This window comes from Acetobacter sp. DmW_136, from assembly GCF_008690365.1.
Taxonomy (GTDB): Bacteria; Pseudomonadota; Alphaproteobacteria; order Acetobacterales; family Acetobacteraceae; genus Acetobacter; species Acetobacter oryzifermentans.
The window spans coordinates 21,273-42,613 of record NZ_VHON01000070.1; the positions used below are offsets into that span (position 1 = coordinate 21,273).

Here is a 21,341-nt window from a genome sequence, read left to right on the forward strand (position 1 = left end):
GACTGATGGCCGGTTCTTCCCGCACCGATGATTCCCCGTTTGGCCGCTGGTGGCGGAATGTAGACCGGACAACTCTGATCTGCACCTTCATCCTTATTGGTTTTGGCTACATCCTTATGCTGGCCGCCAGCCCTGCTGTGGCCGTGCGTATTGGCGCATCGCGCAATATGTTCATTTTCAAGCAGGTGATGTTTTTAGGCATTGCGGGGGTTATCGTGGTGGGCATTTCCATGCTCTCCCGCAAGGCTGTGCTGCGCCTTTCCATAATAGGCGGTATGCTGATGCTAGGGGCAACAGCACTTACCCTTGTGCATGGCATAGAAATTAAAGGGGCGCGGCGCTGGATTGCCCTGCCCATGATGTCTCTCCAGCCATCCGAGTTTTTAAAGCCCTGCTTTGCCGTTGTTACAGGCTGGCTGCTGACGCAGCGCCGTGTTTCACGCTACTTTCCCGGTATGCTTATTGCCTTTGCCCTATATGGGTTGATTATGCTGCTGCTGAAATCTCAGCCGGACATTGGCATGCTTACGGTTATTACGGCCGTGTTTCTGGTGCAGCTTTTTGTAGATGGCCTCAACCTCATTCTGGTTGCATTTGGCTTTGGCTGCATGATTGCCGCCGGTATTGCTGCGTTTTTCATCTTCCCGCATGTGCGTTCCCGCGTTGAGCGCTTTATGCACCCCGGCGTGGGAGACCACTACCAGATTGATACCGCCCTGCGCGCCTTTGGCAATGGTGGCCTACTGGGCCGTGGCCCCGGTGAAGGCCGCGTAAAAGATCTGCTGCCAGATGCGCATGCAGACTTTGTGTTTGCTGTGGCGGGGGAAGAATACGGGCTGGTTGTGTGCATGCTCATTATCTGCGTATTTGGCGTGATTGTGGTGCGCACCCTGCTGCGGCTGATCCGTGAGGACGATCCATTTGTTGTGATTGCCACATCTGGCTTGGTAACAGGCTTTGGCCTGCAAGCATTTGTGAACATGGCTTCTTCCTTGCATCTTATTCCCACCAAGGGCATGACACTGCCATTTATTTCCTATGGTGGGTCTTCTGCCATGTCTGTTGCGTTGGCTATCGGCATGGTGCTTGCTCTTACACGGCAACAACAGGGGCGTTCCCTGGCTGGCAATAGTTTTGTAACCACACTCAGACAATGGCGGTCAGCATGAGTTCACGTACTATCGTCATTGCCGCAGGCGGCACTGGCGGACACTTTTTTCCGGCCGAAGCGCTGGCAGATACATTGGCAGAACGCGGCCACCACCTTGTGCTTATGACAGATGGGCGCGCTGGTAAGCGGGAAAGTGGTGTATTTGCCCGTGGCCCGCAATATGTTCTCAATGGTGCTGGTGTGGCTGGGCGTGGGCCAATCCGTGCCATTCGTGCAGGCGTCACCCTGTTGGCAAGTGCATGGAAAGCGCGTGCCATTCTCCAACAAATCGAGCCTGATGTAGTGGTAGGTTTTGGGGGCTATCCTTCCGTGCCGCCTTTGCTGGGCGCACGGCTGATCGGGCGTAAACACCCCGCCCTGATTATTCATGAGGGCAATGCTGTGTTGGGTAAGGCCAATGCGGTTCTTTCCCGCTTTGCGGATGTTATTGCTACGTCTTTCCCTTCCGTTGCCAAGCTACCTATTGGCGCGCGTACCGTGTTTACAGGTATGCCCGTACGCCCCGCCATTGCCGCCCTTGCGGGTGAAGGATGGGGGCCACCAACAGACCATATTAACCTACTGGTATGGGGTGGTTCTCTGGGGGCGCGTATTTTCTCTCAGGTTGTGCCTGCTGCTATAGCCAAATTGCCGGAAGGCCTGCGCCAACGTATCCATATTACACAGCAGGCGCGGCAAGATGATCTGGATGCCGTGCGCACTGCATATGCAGAAATGGGTGTGCAGGCACGTGTTGAATCCTTCTTGCAGGATGTGCCCGAACTTCTAGCCTCCGCCCATCTGGTTATCGGGCGTGCTGGCGGCTCTTCTGTGGCAGAAATTACAACAGCGGGCCGCCCGTCCATTCTGGTGCCTTTGCCCATTGCCGCCAGCGATGAGCAAACGGAAAATGCCCGCGCCATTACCAATGCCGGAGCAGGCTGGATGATACGCCAGCCAGACTTCACCTCTGCGGCCCTTGCCAGCCGCCTGAATGATCTTTTCACCGCGCCGGATGAACTGGCACAGGCAGCCCAAGCCGCTGCCACGCTTGCCCGCCCGGATGCTGCCCTCCGCTTGGCCGATATAGTAGAAGAATGCTTCACTCCTTCCCCTGCACCCGCCCATCCGACGACCTCCAGCGAGACGGAGACACGCGCATGAGAGCCCTCCCCCTTTCCATCGGAACCATCCATTTTGTCGGTATTGGCGGCATTGGCATGTCCGGCATTGCGGAGGTGCTGTGCCTGTTGGGATATTCTGTGCAGGGCTCGGATATTGCAGAAAACGCTAACGTTAAACGCCTGCGGGCTGCGGGTATTCCTGTAACCATTGGTCATAAAGCCGAAAATCTGGGTGATGCACAGGTGGTGGTTATTTCCACTGCTGTTAAGCGCGATAACCCGGAAGTTGTTGCCGCACGCGCCAAGCTAATTCCGGTTGTACGCCGGGCAGAAATGCTGGCTGAACTCATGCGCCTGCGCTGGTCTGTTGCTGTGGGTGGCACACATGGCAAAACTACCACCACCAGCCTTGTAGCTGCCGTGCTGGAAGCCGCCAAGCTGGACCCGACAGTTATTAACGGTGGTATTATTGAAGCCTACGGCACCAATACCCGTATGGGGAAAGGTGACTGGATGGTGGTTGAGGCAGATGAGAGCGATGGCTCCTTCCTGCGCCTGCCTTCCGTTATTTCGGTTGTTACCAATATGGACCCGGAACATCTGGACCATTGGGGCTCCCCCGAAGCAATGGAAGCAGCTTACGACCAGTTTGTTTCCAACGTGCCATTTTACGGATTTGCCGTGCTGTGCATTGATCACCCAGCCGTGCAGCAGATGATCCCGCGCCTGTCTGACCACCGGATTGTCACCTATGGGTTCTCTCCACAAGCCGATGTGCGCGCAGAAAAACTGATTACTGACAAACTGGGCGCCACGTTCGAAGTCACGCTAACAGATCGCGTAAGCCGCCACACCCGCAAGGCTGGCCCCTTCCGTCTGCCTATGCTGGGTTCTCACAATGTGCAGAACGCTCTGGCCGCCATTGCTGTAGCAACGGAAATGGACATCAGTGATGACGTCATCCGTTCAGGCCTAGCCAGTTTCCGTGGTGTAAAACGCCGCTTTACCCGCACGGGGGAAGCCGGTGGCATTACGGTGATTGATGATTACGGCCATCATCCTGTTGAAATTGCCGCTGTACTGAAAGCTGCCCGGCAAGCCGGTGCCAACCATGTTATTGCCGTTATGCAGCCGCATCGCTATTCGCGCCTGAAAATCCTGTTCTCAGATTTCTGCGCCTGCATGAATGATGCAGATACCGTGATTGTGTCAGATGTGTACGCTGCTGGTGAAGACCCATTGCCCGATGCCAGCCGCGACAAGCTGATTGAAGGCCTGCGTGAACGTGGGCACCGTTCGGTGGTACCATTGTCCAGCCCAGACCATTTGGCAGAAATGATCAACGCCATCGCCAAACCGGGGGATTATGTTGTGTGCCTTGGCGCAGGCACTATTACCAACTGGGCGCAGGCTCTACCTGCCCAGCTTGCTGCCCTGCAGGCAGAAGACAAGGGTGGCAACGCGGCATGAACAATCCGGCCTCCATGCAAGATATGGTCAAGCATGCCTTTGCTAATATGCGCGGAAGGCTAACACCACAGGCACCTTTGGGCCCACGCACGTGGTTTCGGGTTGGTGGGGCGGCAGAATGGCTGTTTCAGCCTGCTGATGCCGAGGATCTGGCTGGTGTTTTGCAACGCCTTTCCCCCGAACTGCCCATAACGGCTTTGGGAGCTTGCTCTAACGTCATCATCCGTGATGGTGGGTTGGAAGGCGTGGTGGTGCGTATGGCGCGTGGCTTTGCTGACATTACGGTAGAAGCTGACGGCATTATAGCTGGCTGCGCCTGTCTGGATGCCACCGTGGCCGAACATGCTGCACAGGCTGGGCTTGCCGGGTTGGAATTTCTGGCTGGCATTCCCGGTTCCATTGGAGGAGCTGTGCGGATGAACGCAGGCGCTTATGGGTCAGACATCGCCAATGTTCTGGATTGGGCCGAAATTATTACGAGGGACGGCAGCCTGATCCGGCTGGATAACGCTGCCCTGCGGTTTGGCTATCGTCGCTCTGGCCTGCCGGAAGGTGCATTTGTTATTCGTGCCCGTTTGCGGGGCACACCAGCAAATGCGCAAGATGTTGCCAACCGTATTGCAGAAGTACGCGCCGCGCGTGAGCTTTCTCAGCCTGTGCGGGCACGCACCGGGGGCTCCACCTTCCGCAATCCAGATGCAGAAACATCTGCTCGTAAAGCTTGGGAACTGATTGACGCCGCAGGGTGCCGTGGGCTGCGCCACGGAGATGCGCAGGTAAGTGAAAAACACTGCAATTTCCTCATCAATCTAGGCAATGCCACAGCAACCGATCTGGAAGAATTGGGGGAAGACGTGCGCACACGTGTTGCCCAGAATTCTGGCGTTTCCCTGCACTGGGAAATCAAGCGGCTAGGTAAAACGGAGGCCTCCCCCAAATGAGTGCACCAAAACGCGTTACCGTACTGATGGGCGGAATGTCTTCCGAGCGCGTGGTCAGCCTTTCCTCCGGGCAAGGTGTGGCTGAAGCGTTGCGCAGCACAGGGTATGATGTTTGCACGTTGGATGCCCAAGCAGATCTGGCAGCACTGGTTGAAACACTGAACACACAAAAGCCGGATGTGGTGTTTAACGCCCTACATGGTCGTTTTGGTGAGGATGGCTGTATTCAGGGCATTCTGGACTGGATGGGCATTCCCTATACCCATTCGGGTATTCGGGCCTCGGCCACTGCCATGGATAAAGCTGCTGCCCGTGCTATTTTCCAAACTGCCGGATTGCCTGTAGCCGAAGGGATGGTGGTAGATATTGTCACCCTTGCCGATGCAGATCCCCTACCCACACCATATGTTGTGAAACCACTCAATGAAGGCTCGTCCGTTGGGGTTTCCATTGTGCGCACGGGTTCCAACACGCGGGCAGATATTGTTAAAAACTGGACTTTTGGCCCACAAGCCCTTGTAGAAGCCTTTATTCCGGGCCGTGAAATTACCGTAGGTGTTATGGGGGATCGTGCTCTCACCATTACGGATATTACCCCCACCGGCACGGGGCATGATTTTTACGACTATGATTCCAAATATCAGGTCGGCGGTTCTGCCCACGTTCTGCCTGCACAAATTGATGCTTCTAGCGCCAAACTTGCGCTGGAAGTTGCTGTAAAGGCTCATCAGGCTTTGGGCTGCTCTGGCGCATCGCGCTCTGATTTCCGGTTGGATGATACCAATCCGGAGCAGCCACACCTCATTCTGCTGGAGGTCAACACGCAACCGGGTATGACAGCAACTTCCCTGTTACCCGAACAGGCCGCCTATTGTGGCATCAGCTACCCGGAACTTTGCGCGTGGCTGGTTGAACAGGCTACCTGCCGACAATGAGGGTACCCCCATCTCCTGCTGACAGGCCCTCTCGCATCGGGCTTTTTCTTAGGCGGCAAAAACGCTTGCTGCGGCCTATTACCGGGCTGCTGTTTCTGGCCGTTCTGGGTGGTGCTGGATATATCAGCCTGAAAATTCCTGCTGTGCAGGAACAGCTCGCCCCTTTGCGCGATAAGCTGCTGGGTACCTCTGCCCTGCGCGTTACCAGCATTCATATTGACGGTGCACAGCTCACCAGTGAGCAAAGTATTCGGGATGCATTGGGTGTGGAAGTTGGAGACCCCGTGCTAGATTTTAGTGTTTCCGCTGCACGGGAAAAACTGGATACCCTGCCTTTTGTTGATCACGTTACCATAGAACGCCATCTCTCTGGCGAAATTGACGTGCATATTACCGAACGCCTGCCCTATGCTGTCTGGCAGCATCAAGGGCATTTTGAACTGATAGATAAGCAAGGCAACCGTGTGCCAGACCAAGGCATGACAGGTAAGGATGCAGAAGCCTTTACCAAATTGCCGTTGGTTGTGGGGGATGGCGCAAACACATCCGCTGCCAGCCTGATTGATATTATAGCACAAGAACCAGACATTAAAGCCCGTGTTACGGCTGCTGTACGTGTCAGTGACAGGCGTTGGAATCTTACACTGCGTGATGGCGCAACCGTGCTTTTGCCAGAAGGCGAGGAAGCTCCGGCCATTCACAGGCTGGCAAAAATCAACGCTACAACACGGCTATTGGATCGGCCCGTGCTGCTGATAGATATGCGCTTGCCAGACCGGTTGACCATTAAGGAAAAACCACCTGCATCTCCACCACCATCGGATGCAGGAAATAACACGCAAGATACTTCTGCACCGCACAAGGCAGATGCTACCAAACCGGTCTCGCATCCTGTGCACCCTGCGGCTAAAGAAGCAAAAAAAGATAACCCGGAGGAAAACCCAGATGAGTGACCCCACGCGTTCACCCGCTTCCTCTGGATTTAGTCTTTCTGATCGGCTGCATAAAAAGCGCACGACAGCGGCAACTGGATCTTCCCTGCTGATGAGTGGCGGGGAAAGCTCTCTCCCCTTGCCACCTAGCGAGAAAAACAAACGGCCACATACATGGCGCAATGGTTACACCGCTGTTCTGGACATTGGTTCCACCAAAATCACCTGTCTGATTGGCAAAGGTGAGCCCAACGGCAATTTACGTGTGGTTGGTTATGGCTGGCGGCGTTCTGCTGGTGTGCGTAATGGCGCCATTACAGAGTTGCAGGAAGCAGAAGCTGCCATTCGGGCCACCGTTGGGCAGGCCGAAACCATGGCAGAGCGCCCGATTGACAAGGTGGTGGTTAATCTTTCCTGCGGGCATCCGGCCAGCCGTCTGTTTAACGTGCGCTGGCCTATTGGCGGCCGGGTTGTCACAGAAGCAGATATTCGGCGTGTGGTAACGGAAGGCCGTATTCAGGCCACCGTTCAGGGGCGTGAAGTTATTCATACCCTCCCCATAGATTTTACCGTGGATGATACGGAAGGCGTTTCAGACCCACGGGGCCATCTGTGCGAAACGCTCAAAGCTCGCCTGCATATTATAGATGCGGCCACCACAGCACTGATGAATCTGGAAACTGTGCTAAGCCGTGCGGAACTGAAAATGGAAGCCTTGGTTTCGTCTCCTCTCGCTTCTGGCCTTTCCGTGCTGGATGCAGATGAGCGAGACCTTGGCACTACCGTAGTGGATATGGGGGGTGGCACCACATCTCTGGCGGTGTTTGGTGAAGGGCAAATTCTGCATACGGCTCAGATTGGTGTGGGCGGCCTGCATGTTACGCGTGATATTGCACGCGGACTCAGCACCTCCTTGGAAAATGCCGAACGCCTGAAAACCTTTTACGGCAGCGCAGATCTGGCATCAGATGTTGAAGATGAAGTGCTTACCGTTGAACTTTTGGGCAATGATGTCCCGCATTTTGAGCAGGTTTCACGCGCACAGCTCGGCCATATTATCCGCCCGCGCGTAGAAGAAACATTGGAACTGGTGCGTGAAAAACTGGATGGAGCAGGCCTTGGCACTGCGGCCAGTGGGCGCATTGTGTTAACTGGCGGCGCATCCTTGCTAGATGGCATTCGCCCTATGGCAGAACGCATACTTGGCATGCCAGTCAGTTCTGGACGTCCTTCTGGGGCTGGGTTTACGCGCTCCGTTCGCCTTGGGCGGCCTAAGCATATTATTGGTCTGCCCGAAAATACTGCTGCTGCTGCGGGCTTTGCAACAGCCGCTGGATTGCTGTTCTGGGCTGCCAGCGCAGAACGTCCTTTTGGAGACGTGGAGTTTCGGGAAGCAGCCCCTTCCGGCTTTTTACAAAAACTCGTTGCTTTTATTCGAGAGAGGGTTTGATTTAGCTTACAAATTCTTGGTAATCTGAATGTAATCTTATTTCTCTAAGCATATACCGGTAAGCTGCAGCCGTTCGGGAGACACACATGACACTCAACCTGACCGTTCCACCCCAAACACATGCTGATTTTTCCCCAAAAATCACAGTTATTGGTGTTGGCGGTGGGGGAACGAACGCAGTTGACAACATGATTGCGTCCAACCTGCAGGGTGTTGATTTTGTTGTTGCCAACACCGATGCCCAAAGTCTGGAAAAAAGTCTGGCAGATAGCCGAATCCAGCTTGGCCCACATCTGACCCACGGTTTGGGTGCCGGCGCAAAGCCAGAAGTAGGCCGGGCTGCGGCAGAAGAAGCCGCAGATGAAATTGCACGGTATCTGGATGGCGCTCACATGGTTTTTATCACCACCGGCATGGGTGGTGGCACGGGCACAGGCGCAGCCCCCGTTATTGCCCGCATGGCGCGTGAGCGGAATATTCTGACCATCGGTGTTGTCAGTAAGCCTTTTGCTTATGAAGGCAAACGCCGTGGACGTGTTGCGGATGAAGGTATCAAGGAACTTCAGCAGTATGTTGATACGCTGATTGTTATTCCCAACCAGAACCTTTTCCGTATTGCCAACGAACGTACGACCCTACGTGAAGCCTATCAACTGGCTGATCAGGTGCTCAACATGGGCGTGCGCGGCGTAACCGATCTGATGATGGATCGTGGTTACGTTAATCTGGATTTTGCCGATATCCGCAGCGTGATGGCTGAAATGGGCAAAGCCATGATGGGCACAGGTGAAGGTGAAGGTGAAAACCGCGCTGTAGAAGCAGCAGAAGCCGCTATTTCCAACCCGCTGCTGGAAGATACCTGCATGTCCACCGCCAAGGGCCTGCTGGTGAACGTAACCGGTGGCGAAGACATGACCTTCTTTGAAGCAGAAGAAGCATTTAACCGTGTCTGCCGTGAAGTGCCTGAAGATGCGAACATGATCTTCGGGACTGTTATTGATGAAAAAATGAGCGGCCGTATCCGGGTATCCGTGGTTGCCACTGGCATTGATATGCCTTCCGATTCGACCGATCGTCCGCATTTGGTGGCGGTTGAGGGTGAAGCTCCGGCAGAACAGCCGCAGGCTGCTGTTGGTGGCGCCGCGCCAGCGCCGACTGCTGCGCCTGTTCCACCAACAACAACGCAGGCTGCGCCTTCTACACAGGCCACAGCGGCACCGCAGCATGCGCAGGTTTTTCAGCCCGCTGGCGCCAATAATGTTTCTGCTCCGCCAGCACATACAGTGCCGGTACAGGCTGCGCCAACAGCAGCCACCAACCACCAGCCTCAACAGCTACGCCCGGCGGTATCTCCCCGCGCTGGTCTGTTTACTGAAACGCCGCGCCAACCCGCCGCAGCCCCTCAGCAGCAGGAAGCCCCAGCACATCGCAGCCTTTTTGGCCGCGTAACTGGTGCGTTCCGCCGCAACGGAGCCGATGCTTCCCGGCAGGAACCCAACGCTCAGCCGCGCCCCACCATCAGCCAAGCTGATCAGGGATCTGGCCTGCGTTCTGGTGAAGGAGATTCGGGGTTGGAAATTCCTACCTTCCTGCGCCGTTAATTTTTTATACTTTACTCTATAAATGCGTCGCCTTTCATAAGGCGGCGCATTTTTTATGTAATAGATGGCAATAATCGTTGACTGGCTTCTCCCAGAAACAAGCTTTAGCGTTGTCATAACTTTCTATCTACGCAAGCATAGGATGCCCAGATAATGGACGGTCTGCTAAGGGAGCCTCTCCTGTATTCCGATATTGTAGAAAGCCCAGTATCTTTTATGCCATCTGTAAGGAAAACCCCGTCTGCTTTGCAGCATACGCTTCGTCATGCCATTTCGTGCACTGGCACGGGGCTGCATACGGGGCAATCCATTCGCATGAGCTTGCATCCTACCTGTGCCGGACATGGCATTGTGTTCCAGCGTACAGATCTGCCCAATGCGGCCCCCATTGCGGCCCGGTACGATAACGTGTTGGAAACACGCCTAAGCACCGTTTTGGGTGAAGCTCAACGCCCAGAAAACCGGGTGGCTACGGTTGAGCATCTTATGGCGGCCTTGAATGGCTGCGGCATAGATAACGTGCTTGTTTTGATTGACGGCCCGGAAACTCCGGTTTTTGATGGGTCTGCTGCCGATTTTGTATTCCAGCTGGATTGCGCCGGGCGGAAGGCGCAGGATGCCCCCCGCCGTTTTATTGAAGTTTCCAAGCCCATTCGGATTTGCCATAATGATTCATGGGCAGAGCTTCACCCCATAGCAGGCCACCACCTTCATCTTTCCCTGAGCATTGATTTTCCGGCAAAAGCCATTGGCCAGCAAAGCTATAGCGCCGAGCTTACGCCGTGGTCTTTCCGCCATGAACTGGCAGATAGCCGCACTTTTACCCTTAAAGCGGAAATTGAAGCCCTGCATCGCGCCGGACTGGCACGCGGTGGCTCGCTCGACAATGCCATTGTGGTGGATGATGACCATATTCTCAACCCATCGGGCCTGCGTAAGCCGGACGAATTCATTCGGCATAAAGTCATGGATGCGGTGGGGGATCTCTACCTTGCCGGTGGTGTATTGTTGGGTGAATTCCGGGGCCACAGATCTGGGCATGCGTTGAACAACCAAGTTTTACGCGCCCTTTTTGCAGACCAGAATGCGTGGCGTGATATCACGACATCCCTACCCGCTGCGTCCGCCGCCTGATGCCTTTTTGGCGCAATAACGAATCAATAGCTGTTTCATTGCTTTTCTTGCGCAGTGGGCATGCTATAAGATGCCGTCTCTAAATGAAGAGCCGGTATGTCTGACATTTGTATCAAACCACAGTTACTTCGCCACGTCCTGCCCCGCGTGCTTTCAGTTGCCCTGCTGACGAGCCTGGCAGGCTGTGGCTTGTTTAATGAAAACAAGAAGCTGCCGCCGGCTCCCAAAATTGCTGCGCCTGAAACCCTTTACAATAATGGCATTGATGCCCTGCGCACTCGGCGCTATGCCCTTGCAGCTTCAGAGTTTGAAACGCTTCAGCAGAATTACCCCTATTCTGGTTACATCGCGAATGCCCAGCTTATGGAAGGCTACGCGTATTACCTGAAAGGGAAATACCCCGAAGCCGTGCAGCAGCTTAACCGCTTTATTAGCCTACACCCCACCAGTTCAGATTCCGCCTATGCCTATTATCTGCGCGCCCTGTGCTTTTACGAGCAGATTGCAGATGTCCAGCGCGATCAACAAGGCACGGCAGAATCTATGGATGCGCTGGAAGAAGTGATCACACGCTTTCCGCAGTCCAAATACGCACGTGATGCGCAGCTAAAAATTGACCTCTGCCGAGACCATCTGGCCGGTAAGGAAATGCTGGTTGGCCGCTATTATCAGCGTGAAAAGAACTACGAAGGCGCGATCAACCGCTACCAACGTGTGGTGCAGGATTTCCAGACCACCAACCATGTGCCCGAAGCATTGGAACGCATGGTGGAAGTGTATCTGGATCTGGGATTAACGGATCAGGCGCGTAAATCTGCCATTGTGCTGGGTTACAATTACCCTGGCAGCAAATGGTATCGCTATGCCTATGATAATCTGCACCGCTATCATTTGCTAACGGATAAGTTCCCTATTCCCGGCAAGATTGTTTCTGCATCTGATATGCCCAAAGATGCCGAACCCGGAACAGCTGGCGCCAAAAAAGGCACAGCTATGGAACCAGATGCTCTGGCAACAGATACGCGTAATGAAAACACACAGCCGCAGGCCATGCCTATTAAGGCAGCACCTGTTACACCTGTAAAAGCAGAACCTACCGCTCCGGCCGCCCCTGCAAGCTCACCTGCAAAATAAAGAACACATAGAGAACATTTTTCTGGCGGCTCGTGCCTGAAATGAGTATTGTGCATTTGCCGCCCCTCGCGGGCGGGGCAAGCAGGAAGCTATTGGCTTTTGTGTTTTGCCGTCTTTCCTGTCCTTTGGGCGCAAGCCCGGAAAACCGGATGCCATTATGCTAACAAGCCTTTCCATCAGGGATGTTGTTCTGATTGAAACGCTCGATCTCTCACTCCACGCAGGTTTTACTGCACTTACAGGGGAAACCGGAGCGGGCAAATCCATTCTGCTAGACAGTTTGGGCCTTGCCATGGGTGATCGTGCAAGCGCTGGCCTAGTACGTGCCGGTGCACCAGAAGCGCGCGTAACTGCCAGTTTTGATGTTTCTGCTTCACACGAGGCATTCGGCATTCTGCAAGAGCAGGACATTCCCGCAGAATTACAGGAGCCCTTAGTTCTACGCCGTGTTATCTCCAAGGAAGGCCGCTCCCGCGCGTGGATCAACGATCAGCCTGTTGGTATCACGCTTTTGCGGCGCGTGGCCGCAACCCTCATTGAAATTCAAGGCCAGCACGAGCAAATGGGGCTGGCCGATTCCAGCACACATCGCGGTTTGCTTGATGCTTATGGTGTCAAACCTTCCTTATTAAGTGGTACTGCTGGTGCGTTTGATCGTTGGCAAACCCTGCGCTCAGAACTTGCCAATGCACATCGCGCATTAGAAGAAGCTGCGCGGGAAGAGGAATGGCTGCGCCATACGGTTGATGAACTCACAGCCCTCGCCCCGCAACCGGGTGAGGAAGAGGAATTAGCCCAACAACGCCATGCGCTTCAACAAGCTGAACGACGTGGAGAAGCTGTAGCCGCAGCCCTTTCCGAACTCACCCCCAAAGACAGACGCTCCCCCGGCCCGGCCGCCGCCTTACGTGGCGCAACCCGCGCCCTGCTGCGCCTTGTGCCAACAAATGCGTCCGCTCCCTCCCCAACATCGGCAGAAGCCGAACCGTTGGAAACCCGCACAACAGAAGCCCTCACAGCGCTGGAAAATGCCGAAAACGCTTTGGCAGAAGCCGAAACCCTGCTCTCCCGCTTAGCTGCGGACACAGAAGCCAACCCGCGCCTGTTGGAAGATACAGAAGAGCGCCTGTTCGCCCTTCGCACCGTGGCACGCAAACATTCCATTCCCGTAGATGATCTGGCAGAGTTGCTTACTCGGCTTTCTAGCCGCCTGACAGCACTGGAAAACGGCACGGCGGCGCTGGAATCTCTTAAAATTGCAACTGAAGAAGCGCGGCTAACATATATTCAAAAAGCCAAAGCGCTGCACGAAGCCCGCACCAAAGCTGCCAGCAAGATGGAGCAGGCCGTTACCGCAGAATTAAAGCCTATCAAACTGGAAAAAGCCCGCTTTCTGGTGGATATCAAGCCGCTTCCTGCTGAACAGTGGAGCAGGCAGGGTATGGAACAGGTGATCTTTCTAATCGCGGCCAACCCCGGCCAACCAGCAGGGCCTTTAGCTAAAGTTGCGTCTGGTGGTGAGCTTTCCCGCCTTATGTTGGCGCTTAAACTGGTTCTGGCTGGTCAATCAGGTATTGGTACACTGATTTTTGATGAAATTGACGCGGGCGTTGGGGGAGCTACAGCCGCCGCCATTGGTGAACGCCTGCATCGGCTTGCGCAAAATGTGCAGGTTCTGGCTATTACCCATAGCCCTCAAGTGGCGGCCAGCGCAGATGCACATTTGCGTATTGGCAAACTTACCCGCAACGGCCAAACCGTAACACACGCCACCCCACTTACAGACACAGAGCGTAACGAGGAAATTGCGCGTATGTTGGCCGGTGATACAGTAACCGATGCCGCCCGCGCCGCTGCCGCCAGCCTACTTGGACATGACAATAATGCCTGAACCCGCCTTTCTTCCCGCTACAATGACACTCCAACAAGCACGGGAAGAACTGGAGCACCTTGCTGCCGAAATTGCCCACCATAACGCGGCTTACTATCGGAACGATGCGCCAGAAATCAGCGATGCAGAATATGATGCCCTGCGCAGGCGGTATGATGCCATTGTGGCTCAGCACCCACAGGCCGAACCAGAAAACAGCGCAGCCCAAGCCGTAGGGGCCGCACCCGATACAGCTTTTGGCAAGCACATCCACCTTGTGCCCATGCTCTCGCTGGACAACGTGTTTGACCGGGAAGATTTTGAAGGCTTCATCAGCCGCGCCACACGCTTTTTAGGGCTGGATCAGGAAGCGACAGAACAACTGATTTTTGTAGGGGAGCCCAAAATTGATGGTCTTTCTATCAGCCTAACCTACGAAAAAGGCCGTTTTGTACGTGGCACCACCCGCGGCGATGGCACTGAAGGCGAAGACGTTACCGCCAATTTGCGCACGCTTAAGGATTTGCCGTTACGCCTTTCTGGCTCCTACCCCGATCTCATCGAAATTCGTGGTGAGGTTTTTCTTTCCAAAAAGCACTTTCTGGAACTCAACGCAGCGCAAGAAGCTGCAAACAAACGACTGTTTGCCAACCCGCGTAATGCAGCAGCGGGTTCATTACGGCAGCTAGATTCCAAAATTACGGCACAACGCCCGCTGTCCTTATTTGCTTATGCGCTTGGTTTCTGCTCAGAAAAAATCAGCCGCAGCCATTGGGCTTATCTGGAGCAACTCAAAGCATGGGGTTTTCCGGTTAATCCGCTTTCTCGCCAGATTAAAGGCGTAGAAGATGCCGAAGTCTTTTTTGCGGAAGTCAGCCAGAATCGGGCTGAACTTGCCTACGATATTGATGGCGTTGTTTACAAAATTGATGATCTGGCCCTGCAAGAACGCTTAGGCTTTGCTGGCCGCGCCCCGCGCTGGGCCATTGCGTGGAAGTTTCCGGCGGAACAGGCGGTTACCCGCCTGAAAGAAATAGAAATTCAGGTTGGCCGCACAGGTGCGCTCACCCCTGTTGCACATCTGGAGCCGGTAAATGTTGGTGGTGTGCTGGTTATGCGCGCAACCTTGCATAATGAAGATGAAATTGCCCGCAAGGATGTCCGCCCCGGTGATATGGTTTTTATCCAGCGGGCGGGGGATGTTATCCCTCAAGTGTTGGGCGTTGCCCCTTCTACAGATAGCACGCCCCGGCAGGCACCTTATCACTTCCCCGATCATTGCCCTGCTTGCGGTGCAGCGGCGGTGCGGCCAGAAGGCGAAGCTGTGCGCCGTTGCACAGGTGGGCTTACCTGCCCCGCGCAGGTTGTGGAGCGGCTGATCCACTTTGTTTCCCGCCAAGCGTTTGACATTGAAGGCTTGGGAGACCGCAGTATTCGTGAGTTCCACGATATCGGCCTGATTTTAACACCTGGTGATATTTTCCGTCTGCATGAACACGCCGCAGATATAGAAAAGCGCGATGGTTGGGGCGAGCAATCTGTTCAAAAGCTGTTGCAGGCCATAGAGAGCCGCCGCACCATTTCTCTTTCTCGTTTTATTTATGCGCTTGGCATCCGTCGGATTGGCGCCAGCAATGCCCGCCTGCTGGCACGCCACTATGGCACCTATGAAAACTGGTTTAACCAGATGCAGGCTGCCGCCATTATTGGATCTGACGCACGGCTGGAACTGGGTTCCATTACCGGTATAGGCACAACCACAGCGGAAGATCTGGTGGCCTTTGTGGCAGAAGAACATAATCTGCAAACATTGGCGGATTTACGCGCAAATCTGACCATAACGGAAGAAACCGCAGCATCCGAAGGTGCCTTGGCTGGCAAAACCATTGTGTTTACCGGCACCCTACACACCATGACACGGCCAGAAGCCAAAGCAACGGCAGAACGCATGGGCGCTAAGGTTTCGGATTCTGTTTCCAAAAAAACAGATCTGGTTGTTCTGGGGGAAAAAGCTGGCTCAAAGGCCAAAAAGGCTGTGGAACTTGGCCTTCAAACCATGGATGAAGCAGAATGGAACGCTTTTTGCTCCGAGCAGGAATAGCGCAGCGCGGCACACGTTTTTTTGTATTCTGATACAAAAGAGAGATTGCCCGCCCAGCAAAACTGCGTCATGCTACTTTCCAACGAAGGGATGGATTACAAAGTCGTCCAAAACCAAGAATAAAAATAGCACGCAGGCCAGCCTATCGCCCCGTTATCTCCTTTTCCTCCCCTCGGTCGGGGCTTTTGGCTTTACTGTGTGCAGGAATGAAGTGAACGGCACATGACCAAGTGGATCTACAGTTTCGGCGCCGGCCAGAGCGAAGGCAACGCCGGGATGCGCAATCTCCTCGGCGGTAAGGGAGCTAATCTGGCAGAAATGGCCAATATTGGCCTGCCCGTCCCCCCGGGGTTTACCATTACCACTGAAGTCTGCACGGCGTTCTACGAAAACGGACGGAAATACCCGGCTGAACTGGAATCCCAGCTTGAAGAAGCCATGGGTCTGGTTGAAAAAGCCATGGGTCTGCGCTTTGGCGATGCCAATGCCCCTTTGCTTGTTTCTGTCCGTTCTGGCGCACGTGTTTCCATGCCCGGCATGATGGATACAGTTCTCAACCTGGGGCTGAATGACAGCACCGTTGAAGGGCTTGTAAAGTCATCCGGTGATGCCCGGTTTGCATGGGATAGCTACCGCCGCTTCATTCAGATGTACGGCTCCGTTGTGCTGGGTGTTGCCCACCACCGCTTTGAAGATCTGCTTGAGCAGATCAAGCGTGCCATCGGCAAGGAAGATGATACATCTCTGAGCGCTGAGGAATGGCAGGAAGTCGTTAAAGGCTACAAACAGATTGTTCTGCAGGAAACCGGCACCGCTTTTCCTGAAAGCCCGAAAGAGCAGCTTTGGGGCGCCATTGGGGCCGTATTTGGCTCATGGATGAACCCACGCGCCAACACTTACCGCAAGCTGCATGATATTCCGGCAAGCTGGGGCACGGCTGTTAACGTGCAATCCATGGTGTTCGGCAACATGGGTGATGATTGCGCCACAGGCGTCTGCTTCACACGTGATCCTTCTACCGGTGAAAATATTTTCTACGGTGAATACCTGATCAACGCTCAGGGTGAAGACGTTGTGGCAGGTATCCGCACACCGCAGCCCATGGCCGCATCCCGTGCGGCTGAAGGCCAAGTGCCTATGGAAAAGGCCCTGCCCAACGCGTATCAGGAACTGCTAAAAGTGCGCGATCTGCTGGAACGCCACTACCGCGATATGCAGGATATTGAGTTCACGGTGCAGGCAAACAAGCTGTACCTGCTCCAGACTCGCTCTGGCAAACGCACAGCCGCAGCCGCCCTGCGCATTGCCATTGATATGGCCAAGGAAAATCTGATCACGCAGGAAGAAGCCGTTAACCGCGTGCCTCCTGCATCTCTCGATCAGCTTCTGCACCCTGTGCTGGACCCCAAAGCAGAACGTCAGCTTTTGACACGCGGCCTTCCCGCTTCTCCGGGTGCGGCAACGGGCGTTATCGCGTTCTCTGCTGAAGATGTGGAAGACCGTGCAGCCAAAGGTGAAGATGTTATTCTGGTGCGTGTTGAAACCTCTCCAGAAGACGTGCACGGCATGCACGCTGCTCGCGGTGTGCTAACAACACGTGGCGGCATGACATCCCACGCTGCTGTGGTGGCCCGTGGCATGGGCCGCGTGTGCGTAGCCGGTGCTGGCAGCATTGCCGTGGACTACAAAGCCCAGACCATGAAGGTAGATGGCCACACGCTTAAAGCTGGTGACTGGCTTACACTGGATGGTGGCACGGGTGCTGTTTACAAAGGCCGTGTTCCCACCATTCCACCAACACTCTCTGGTGACTTTGCAACCCTTATGGGGTGGGCAGATTCCATCCGTCGCCTTGGTGTGCGCGCCAATGCTGAAACGCCAGAAGATGCGGCAACAGCCCGCCGCTTTGGTGCAGAAGGTATTGGCCTGTGCCGGACGGAGCATATGTTCTTCGGCCCTGATCGTATTGGCCATGTGCGCCAGATGATTATGGCGGATGACAAAGCCACCCGCGCCAAAGCCATTAACGCGCTTCTGCCCTTCCAGCGGAGTGACTTTACAGAACTGTTCCGCATTATGGCGGGGCTACCTGTAACCATTCGTCTGCTTGATCCGCCGCTGCACGAATTCCTGCCGCATGGTGAAGCTGAGCTAGAAGAAGTGGCCAAAGCGCTTGGGCAGGATGTTGAAACCCTGCGCGCACGCCGGTCTGCACTATCTGAAGCCAACCCGATGCTGGGCCATCGTGGTTGCCGTCTGGGCATTACATACCCAGAAATCTACGCCATGCAGGTGCGTGCCATTGCAGAAGCGGCTCTTGATATTGCCAAGGAAACAGGCAAGCCTGTTGCTCCAGAAATCATGATCCCGCTGATCAGTACCAAGGCAGAACTGGATCTGGTGCGTAAAACCTGTGAAACAGCCATTGCTGATGTTCTTTCTGAACGGAAGGCAGAGCTATCTTACAAGATCGGCACCATGATCGAACTGCCACGTGCAGCCATTACGGCAGATCAGATTGCGCAGAGCGCAGACTTCTTCTCCTTCGGCACAAACGATCTGACACAGACCACCCTTGGCCTTTCCCGCGATGATGCTGGCTCCTTCCTGCCAGAATACGTGGAAAAAGGGCTGCTTCCGCAAGATCCGTTTGTCTCGATCGACCGCGAAGGCGTTGGCGCACTGGTGCGTATGGGTGTGGAAAAAGGCCGTACCGCCAAGTCCGACATCAAACTGGGCATCTGTGGTGAACATGGGGGCGATCCGCTTTCCATCTCCTTCTTTGAAGAAGTTGGGTTGGATTACGTCTCCTGCTCTCCCTTCCGGGTGCCCGTTGCCAGATTGGCCGCAGCACAGGCTGCACTGGCTGCCAAAAACAACAAGGCCGTAAAAGCCTGAACAAAAAGGTGGCCGCCTCTCACCGAGGCGGCCATTTTTGAATCTAGATCATGCAAAAAAAAATCACGCTCCACCTTGTCTCCGAAGCAACGGGCCAGACACTGGATTCCGTTGCCCGCGCATGTATTGCGCAGTTTCCCAACACAGAAGTGCATCTGCGCCACTGGAACCTTATTCGCACGCAACTTCAGCTCCGCCGGGTTTTGCGCCATATCGCGCTGGATCGTGGGCCAGTTATGTCTTCCCTGACAGACCCGACCTTGCAGGCTGATATGGAAGCAGGCTGTGCAAGCCTACAGGTGCGGCTATTAGATGTGCTAGATAACGCCTTGCACTTTCTTACGGAAGAAACGGGAGAAGAAGCTACGCTTCATCCGGGTGGCCAGTACATCATGGATGAAACCTATTATCAGCGCATTGAAGCCATGCATTATGTGCTGGCGCATGATGATGGGCAGGAAACCAAAGGTCTGAACGAAGCTGATGTTATTCTAGTTGGTGTCTCGCGCGTTTCTAAAACACCTACCTGCTTTTATCTGGCAAATCGGGGCCTAAAGGCAGCCAATGTTCCCTTGGTAATGGGCATTGAGCCGCCGCAGGATCTGTTTACTACCAATAAACCCGTTATCGGGCTGACAATAGACCCAGAACGCCTCATTGAAATTCGCCGTAACCGTTTGTCTCAAATGGTGCCATCCAAAGCCAAGATCGATCCTGTGGCAGATTATGCCTATATTGATCTGGAAAAAGTGCAGGAAGAATTGCACTGGGCGCGCCGCTTGTGCCGCCGCCATAACTGGCCGGTTATTGACGTTACGCGCCGATCTATTGAAGAAACATCCGCTGCTATTCTGGATCTGATTTCCGCTGGGTAAAAACACCACCTTCTTCCTGTATGCATACAGGAAGAAGGTGGAAGTCCGTTCTAGTCAGCCATTTCTTCTGGAGTCAGGTGCTGGATGCGTATCGCCTGCCCTTGCGCATTATAATAAATAATGCTGCTTCCACGCCGCTGTGCATAACCATCTGGCTTGCCATCCTGTGTCCAGAATAACAACCGGTTGGCATCTGGCTGTTCCTGCACTTTATCGCCCTCTGGCTTGTAGCGATATTTGCTAAAATCCTTATGGGCACGGGGCAGCGGCGGCTTGGTTGCCAAGTTGTGCATATCTGCTGGACGATGCGTTTCTGCATCGTCATCGTCGCCCAACCCACCTTCTGCCATAGCAGACGGTATATTCAGACTAGGTAGAGCAACTGCGCAAACACCTGCCAGAACCAAACACTTCTTACGCAACACAGGCGCCATGCTGCTGCTTTCCTTTTTCTGCTCCACTGCTAGCAGATACATAATCTGCAAAGCCGCGAAATGCGATTGTTTCCATATATTGGAACAAAACGATCCTACACCCAACAGAGCAAGCCTGTTTTTCACCATCCTGTCATGCCATTTTACCAAAGAAACAACCTTAATAAGGCCATAACTTTGGCTTTCTCATCATACATCCATCAGAATACATATTTGCTGGGCTTTAGGCAGGTTGTATCATTAAGCGCATGACCGAAACGCTTCTAAGCCCCTTTACTCTGGAACGGGATATTAAAAAAAGCCGCTTTCTTGCCAATGCTACGCCCATAAACAGCATAGAAGAGGCCGAAGCTTTTATCAGCCGCATTGCAGCGGCAGGGCCAGATGCCACGCATCATTGCTGGGCGTGGCAATTTGGCCCACATTGCCGCTGCCATGATGCCGGAGAGCCATCAGGCACTGCTGGGCGACCAATTTTACAGGTTGTTCTTGCACAAAAGCTTGATCGGGTTGCCATTGTGGTATCGCGCTGGTTTGGCGGTATCAAGCTTGGGGCTGGCGGCCTTGTGCGTGCTTATGCTGGCACTGCGGCAGAATGTTTGCGGGAAGCCCCAAAAGAACCGCTGATAGACCGTATCAAACTGAGCTTTCATTGCCCGTTTTCATTGATCGGGCTGCTACAGTCTCGTTTGCCTGAATGGGGAGTGGAGGCTGACACGCCAGAATTTGATGCTCTGGGTGCTCAATTTATTCTTACGCTGCCCACAGACTGGCAGGAAAACATCACTCAACGCATCACAGACCTGACGAATGGTCAGGCCCAGATACGCTTGGTGGAAGAAAATTAGCGCGGGATAACCCACCCATTGCCGGTAGAATCCCCAACCTGCCCGGAACCAAACGGGCTGCTACTCTGATAGGCAGAACCATATTTGGAAATATCGGAACCGGTTACCGAGTCACGATGCACCTTGGCCAGATGATCCGGGTCTGCGCCATGCTGAAAATCCATGGATGGTGCATCCTGATACCCCGGTGGCAGGTTACGATGCCCATGCACGGTCTTCTTTTCAGAAGACTGGCTCTGCTGGCCATTAGAATCGAGGCTGCCAGAACCTTCAGAGAAGGAAACATTATCATCAGGCATCAGGGCTGGATCTGCATAAGCTGCAGAAATACCAGCCATAAGGCCAAATCCAACACATATGCCCGAAAGCGCCGTTACAAACGGTTTACGCAGCTGCGCCATTGCGCGTTACCCCGCGAAAAAATGAAAATTTACCCTGCCCGAA

17 protein-coding genes are annotated in these 21,341 nt (G+C 54.3%); 15 read left to right on the plus strand and 2 right to left on the minus strand.

Annotated elements, in window-relative coordinates:
* The first annotated feature begins 5 nt into the window (after positions 1 to 5).
* The 14 genes from FKW31_RS14555 to FKW31_RS14620 all read left to right on the plus strand — a co-directional run bounded on the left by FKW31_RS14555 (position 6) and on the right by FKW31_RS14620 (position 19,615).
* On the plus strand, positions 6 to 1,169 hold the full coding sequence (locus FKW31_RS14555) for an FtsW/RodA/SpoVE family cell cycle protein (RefSeq protein WP_006117418.1): 1,164 nt from the start codon (positions 6 to 8) through the stop codon (positions 1,167 to 1,169).
* Positions 1,166 to 2,314, plus strand: a complete 1,149-nt coding sequence (gene murG / locus FKW31_RS14560) for an undecaprenyldiphospho-muramoylpentapeptide beta-N-acetylglucosaminyltransferase (RefSeq protein WP_150178921.1) — start codon at positions 1,166 to 1,168, stop codon at positions 2,312 to 2,314. The genes FKW31_RS14555 and murG overlap by 4 nt, the downstream gene beginning before the upstream one ends.
* Positions 2,311 to 3,744 carry a UDP-N-acetylmuramate--L-alanine ligase gene (gene murC / locus FKW31_RS14565; protein ID WP_035351936.1) on the plus strand — a complete coding sequence of 478 codons (1,434 nt, stop codon included), beginning with the start codon at positions 2,311 to 2,313 and terminating at the stop codon, positions 3,742 to 3,744. The genes murG and murC overlap by 4 nt, the downstream gene beginning before the upstream one ends.
* Positions 3,741 to 4,685 carry a UDP-N-acetylmuramate dehydrogenase gene (gene murB, locus FKW31_RS14570; protein ID WP_035351934.1) on the plus strand — a complete coding sequence of 315 codons (945 nt, stop codon included), beginning with the start codon at positions 3,741 to 3,743 and terminating at the stop codon, positions 4,683 to 4,685. Before murC ends, murB begins: the two co-directional genes overlap by 4 nt.
* On the plus strand, positions 4,682 to 5,620 hold the full coding sequence (locus FKW31_RS14575; protein ID WP_150178922.1) for a D-alanine--D-alanine ligase: 939 nt from the start codon (positions 4,682 to 4,684) through the stop codon (positions 5,618 to 5,620). Before murB ends, FKW31_RS14575 begins: the two co-directional genes overlap by 4 nt.
* Positions 5,617 to 6,573: a cell division protein FtsQ/DivIB gene (locus FKW31_RS14580; RefSeq protein WP_150178923.1), complete on the plus strand. Its 957-nt coding sequence runs from the start codon at positions 5,617 to 5,619 to the stop codon at positions 6,571 to 6,573. Before FKW31_RS14575 ends, FKW31_RS14580 begins: the two co-directional genes overlap by 4 nt.
* On the plus strand, positions 6,566 to 8,002 hold the full coding sequence (ftsA, locus tag FKW31_RS14585) for a cell division protein FtsA (protein WP_063354421.1): 1,437 nt from the start codon (positions 6,566 to 6,568) through the stop codon (positions 8,000 to 8,002). Before FKW31_RS14580 ends, ftsA begins: the two co-directional genes overlap by 8 nt.
* An 86-nt stretch (positions 8,003 to 8,088) precedes the next feature.
* Positions 8,089 to 9,603, plus strand: a complete 1,515-nt coding sequence (gene ftsZ, locus FKW31_RS14590) for a cell division protein FtsZ (protein ID WP_089179340.1) — start codon at positions 8,089 to 8,091, stop codon at positions 9,601 to 9,603.
* Positions 9,604 to 9,756: 153 nt separating this feature from the next.
* The gene (lpxC, locus tag FKW31_RS14595) at positions 9,757 to 10,737 is read left to right on the plus strand and encodes a UDP-3-O-acyl-N-acetylglucosamine deacetylase (RefSeq protein ID WP_150178924.1); all 981 of its coding nucleotides are present in this window, start codon (positions 9,757 to 9,759) and stop codon (positions 10,735 to 10,737) included.
* Between the two features lie 96 nt (positions 10,738 to 10,833).
* A complete protein-coding gene (locus FKW31_RS14600) occupies positions 10,834 to 11,871 on the plus strand; it encodes an outer membrane protein assembly factor BamD (RefSeq protein WP_063354424.1) in 1,038 nt (345 codons plus the stop codon).
* A gap of 157 nt (positions 11,872 to 12,028) precedes the next feature.
* Positions 12,029 to 13,762 (plus strand): DNA repair protein RecN, encoded by a 1,734-nt coding sequence (gene recN, locus FKW31_RS14605; RefSeq protein ID WP_166443424.1) that lies wholly within the window; start codon positions 12,029 to 12,031, stop codon positions 13,760 to 13,762.
* Positions 13,755 to 15,842: an NAD-dependent DNA ligase LigA gene (gene ligA, locus FKW31_RS14610; RefSeq protein ID WP_050793182.1), complete on the plus strand. Its 2,088-nt coding sequence runs from the start codon at positions 13,755 to 13,757 to the stop codon at positions 15,840 to 15,842. The genes recN and ligA overlap by 8 nt, the downstream gene beginning before the upstream one ends.
* Before the next feature lie 222 nt (positions 15,843 to 16,064).
* Positions 16,065 to 18,740 carry a pyruvate, phosphate dikinase gene (gene ppdK / locus FKW31_RS14615; RefSeq protein WP_150178926.1) on the plus strand — a complete coding sequence of 892 codons (2,676 nt, stop codon included), beginning with the start codon at positions 16,065 to 16,067 and terminating at the stop codon, positions 18,738 to 18,740.
* 50 nt (positions 18,741 to 18,790) lie between these two features.
* Entirely contained in the window at positions 18,791 to 19,615 is an 825-nt protein-coding gene (locus tag FKW31_RS14620) for a pyruvate, water dikinase regulatory protein (RefSeq protein WP_006117432.1), read from the plus strand.
* Between the two features lie 50 nt (positions 19,616 to 19,665).
* Here FKW31_RS14620 and FKW31_RS14625 read toward each other — a convergent pair whose 3' ends face one another.
* On the minus strand, positions 19,666 to 20,049 hold the full coding sequence (locus tag FKW31_RS14625; RefSeq protein WP_370513071.1) for a hypothetical protein: 384 nt from the start codon (positions 20,047 to 20,049) through the stop codon (positions 19,666 to 19,668).
* Between the two features lie 248 nt (positions 20,050 to 20,297).
* Between FKW31_RS14625 and FKW31_RS14630 the strand changes: the two genes are divergently transcribed.
* A complete protein-coding gene (locus FKW31_RS14630; RefSeq protein ID WP_006117434.1) occupies positions 20,298 to 20,897 on the plus strand; it encodes a YigZ family protein in 600 nt (199 codons plus the stop codon).
* Here FKW31_RS14630 and FKW31_RS14635 read toward each other — a convergent pair.
* Positions 20,894 to 21,298 (minus strand): hypothetical protein, encoded by a 405-nt coding sequence (locus FKW31_RS14635; RefSeq protein WP_089179346.1) that lies wholly within the window; start codon positions 21,296 to 21,298, stop codon positions 20,894 to 20,896. The two genes, FKW31_RS14630 and FKW31_RS14635, sit on opposite strands and share 4 nt — an antisense overlap.
* Positions 21,299 to 21,341: the final 43 nt, after the last annotated feature.

Bases quoted from the DNA above. Each gene is read 5' to 3' on its own strand.
- FKW31_RS14575 (WP_150178922.1), top strand. From the start codon at position 4,682: ATGAGTGCACCAAAACGCGTTACCGTACTGATGGGCGGAATGTCTTCC.
- FKW31_RS14620 (WP_006117432.1), top strand. From the start codon at position 18,791: ATGCAAAAAAAAATCACGCTCCACCTTGTCTCCGAAGCAACGGGCCAG.
- recN (WP_166443424.1), top strand. From the start codon at position 12,029: ATGCTAACAAGCCTTTCCATCAGGGATGTTGTTCTGATTGAAACGCTC.
- FKW31_RS14625 (WP_370513071.1), bottom strand. From the start codon at position 20,049: ATGGCGCCTGTGTTGCGTAAGAAGTGTTTGGTTCTGGCAGGTGTTTGC.
- murG (WP_150178921.1), top strand. From the start codon at position 1,166: ATGAGTTCACGTACTATCGTCATTGCCGCAGGCGGCACTGGCGGACAC.
- ftsZ (WP_089179340.1), top strand. From the start codon at position 8,089: ATGACACTCAACCTGACCGTTCCACCCCAAACACATGCTGATTTTTCC.
- murC (WP_035351936.1), top strand. From the start codon at position 2,311: ATGAGAGCCCTCCCCCTTTCCATCGGAACCATCCATTTTGTCGGTATT.
- FKW31_RS14555 (WP_006117418.1), top strand. From the start codon at position 6: ATGGCCGGTTCTTCCCGCACCGATGATTCCCCGTTTGGCCGCTGGTGG.
- ftsA (WP_063354421.1), top strand. From the start codon at position 6,566: ATGAGTGACCCCACGCGTTCACCCGCTTCCTCTGGATTTAGTCTTTCT.
- ligA (WP_050793182.1), top strand. From the start codon at position 13,755: ATGCCTGAACCCGCCTTTCTTCCCGCTACAATGACACTCCAACAAGCA.
- murB (WP_035351934.1), top strand. From the start codon at position 3,741: ATGAACAATCCGGCCTCCATGCAAGATATGGTCAAGCATGCCTTTGCT.
- FKW31_RS14580 (WP_150178923.1), top strand. From the start codon at position 5,617: ATGAGGGTACCCCCATCTCCTGCTGACAGGCCCTCTCGCATCGGGCTT.
- FKW31_RS14635 (WP_089179346.1), bottom strand. From the start codon at position 21,298: ATGGCGCAGCTGCGTAAACCGTTTGTAACGGCGCTTTCGGGCATATGT.
- ppdK (WP_150178926.1), top strand. From the start codon at position 16,065: ATGACCAAGTGGATCTACAGTTTCGGCGCCGGCCAGAGCGAAGGCAAC.
- lpxC (WP_150178924.1), top strand. From the start codon at position 9,757: ATGGACGGTCTGCTAAGGGAGCCTCTCCTGTATTCCGATATTGTAGAA.
- FKW31_RS14630 (WP_006117434.1), top strand. From the start codon at position 20,298: ATGACCGAAACGCTTCTAAGCCCCTTTACTCTGGAACGGGATATTAAA.
- FKW31_RS14600 (WP_063354424.1), top strand. From the start codon at position 10,834: ATGTCTGACATTTGTATCAAACCACAGTTACTTCGCCACGTCCTGCCC.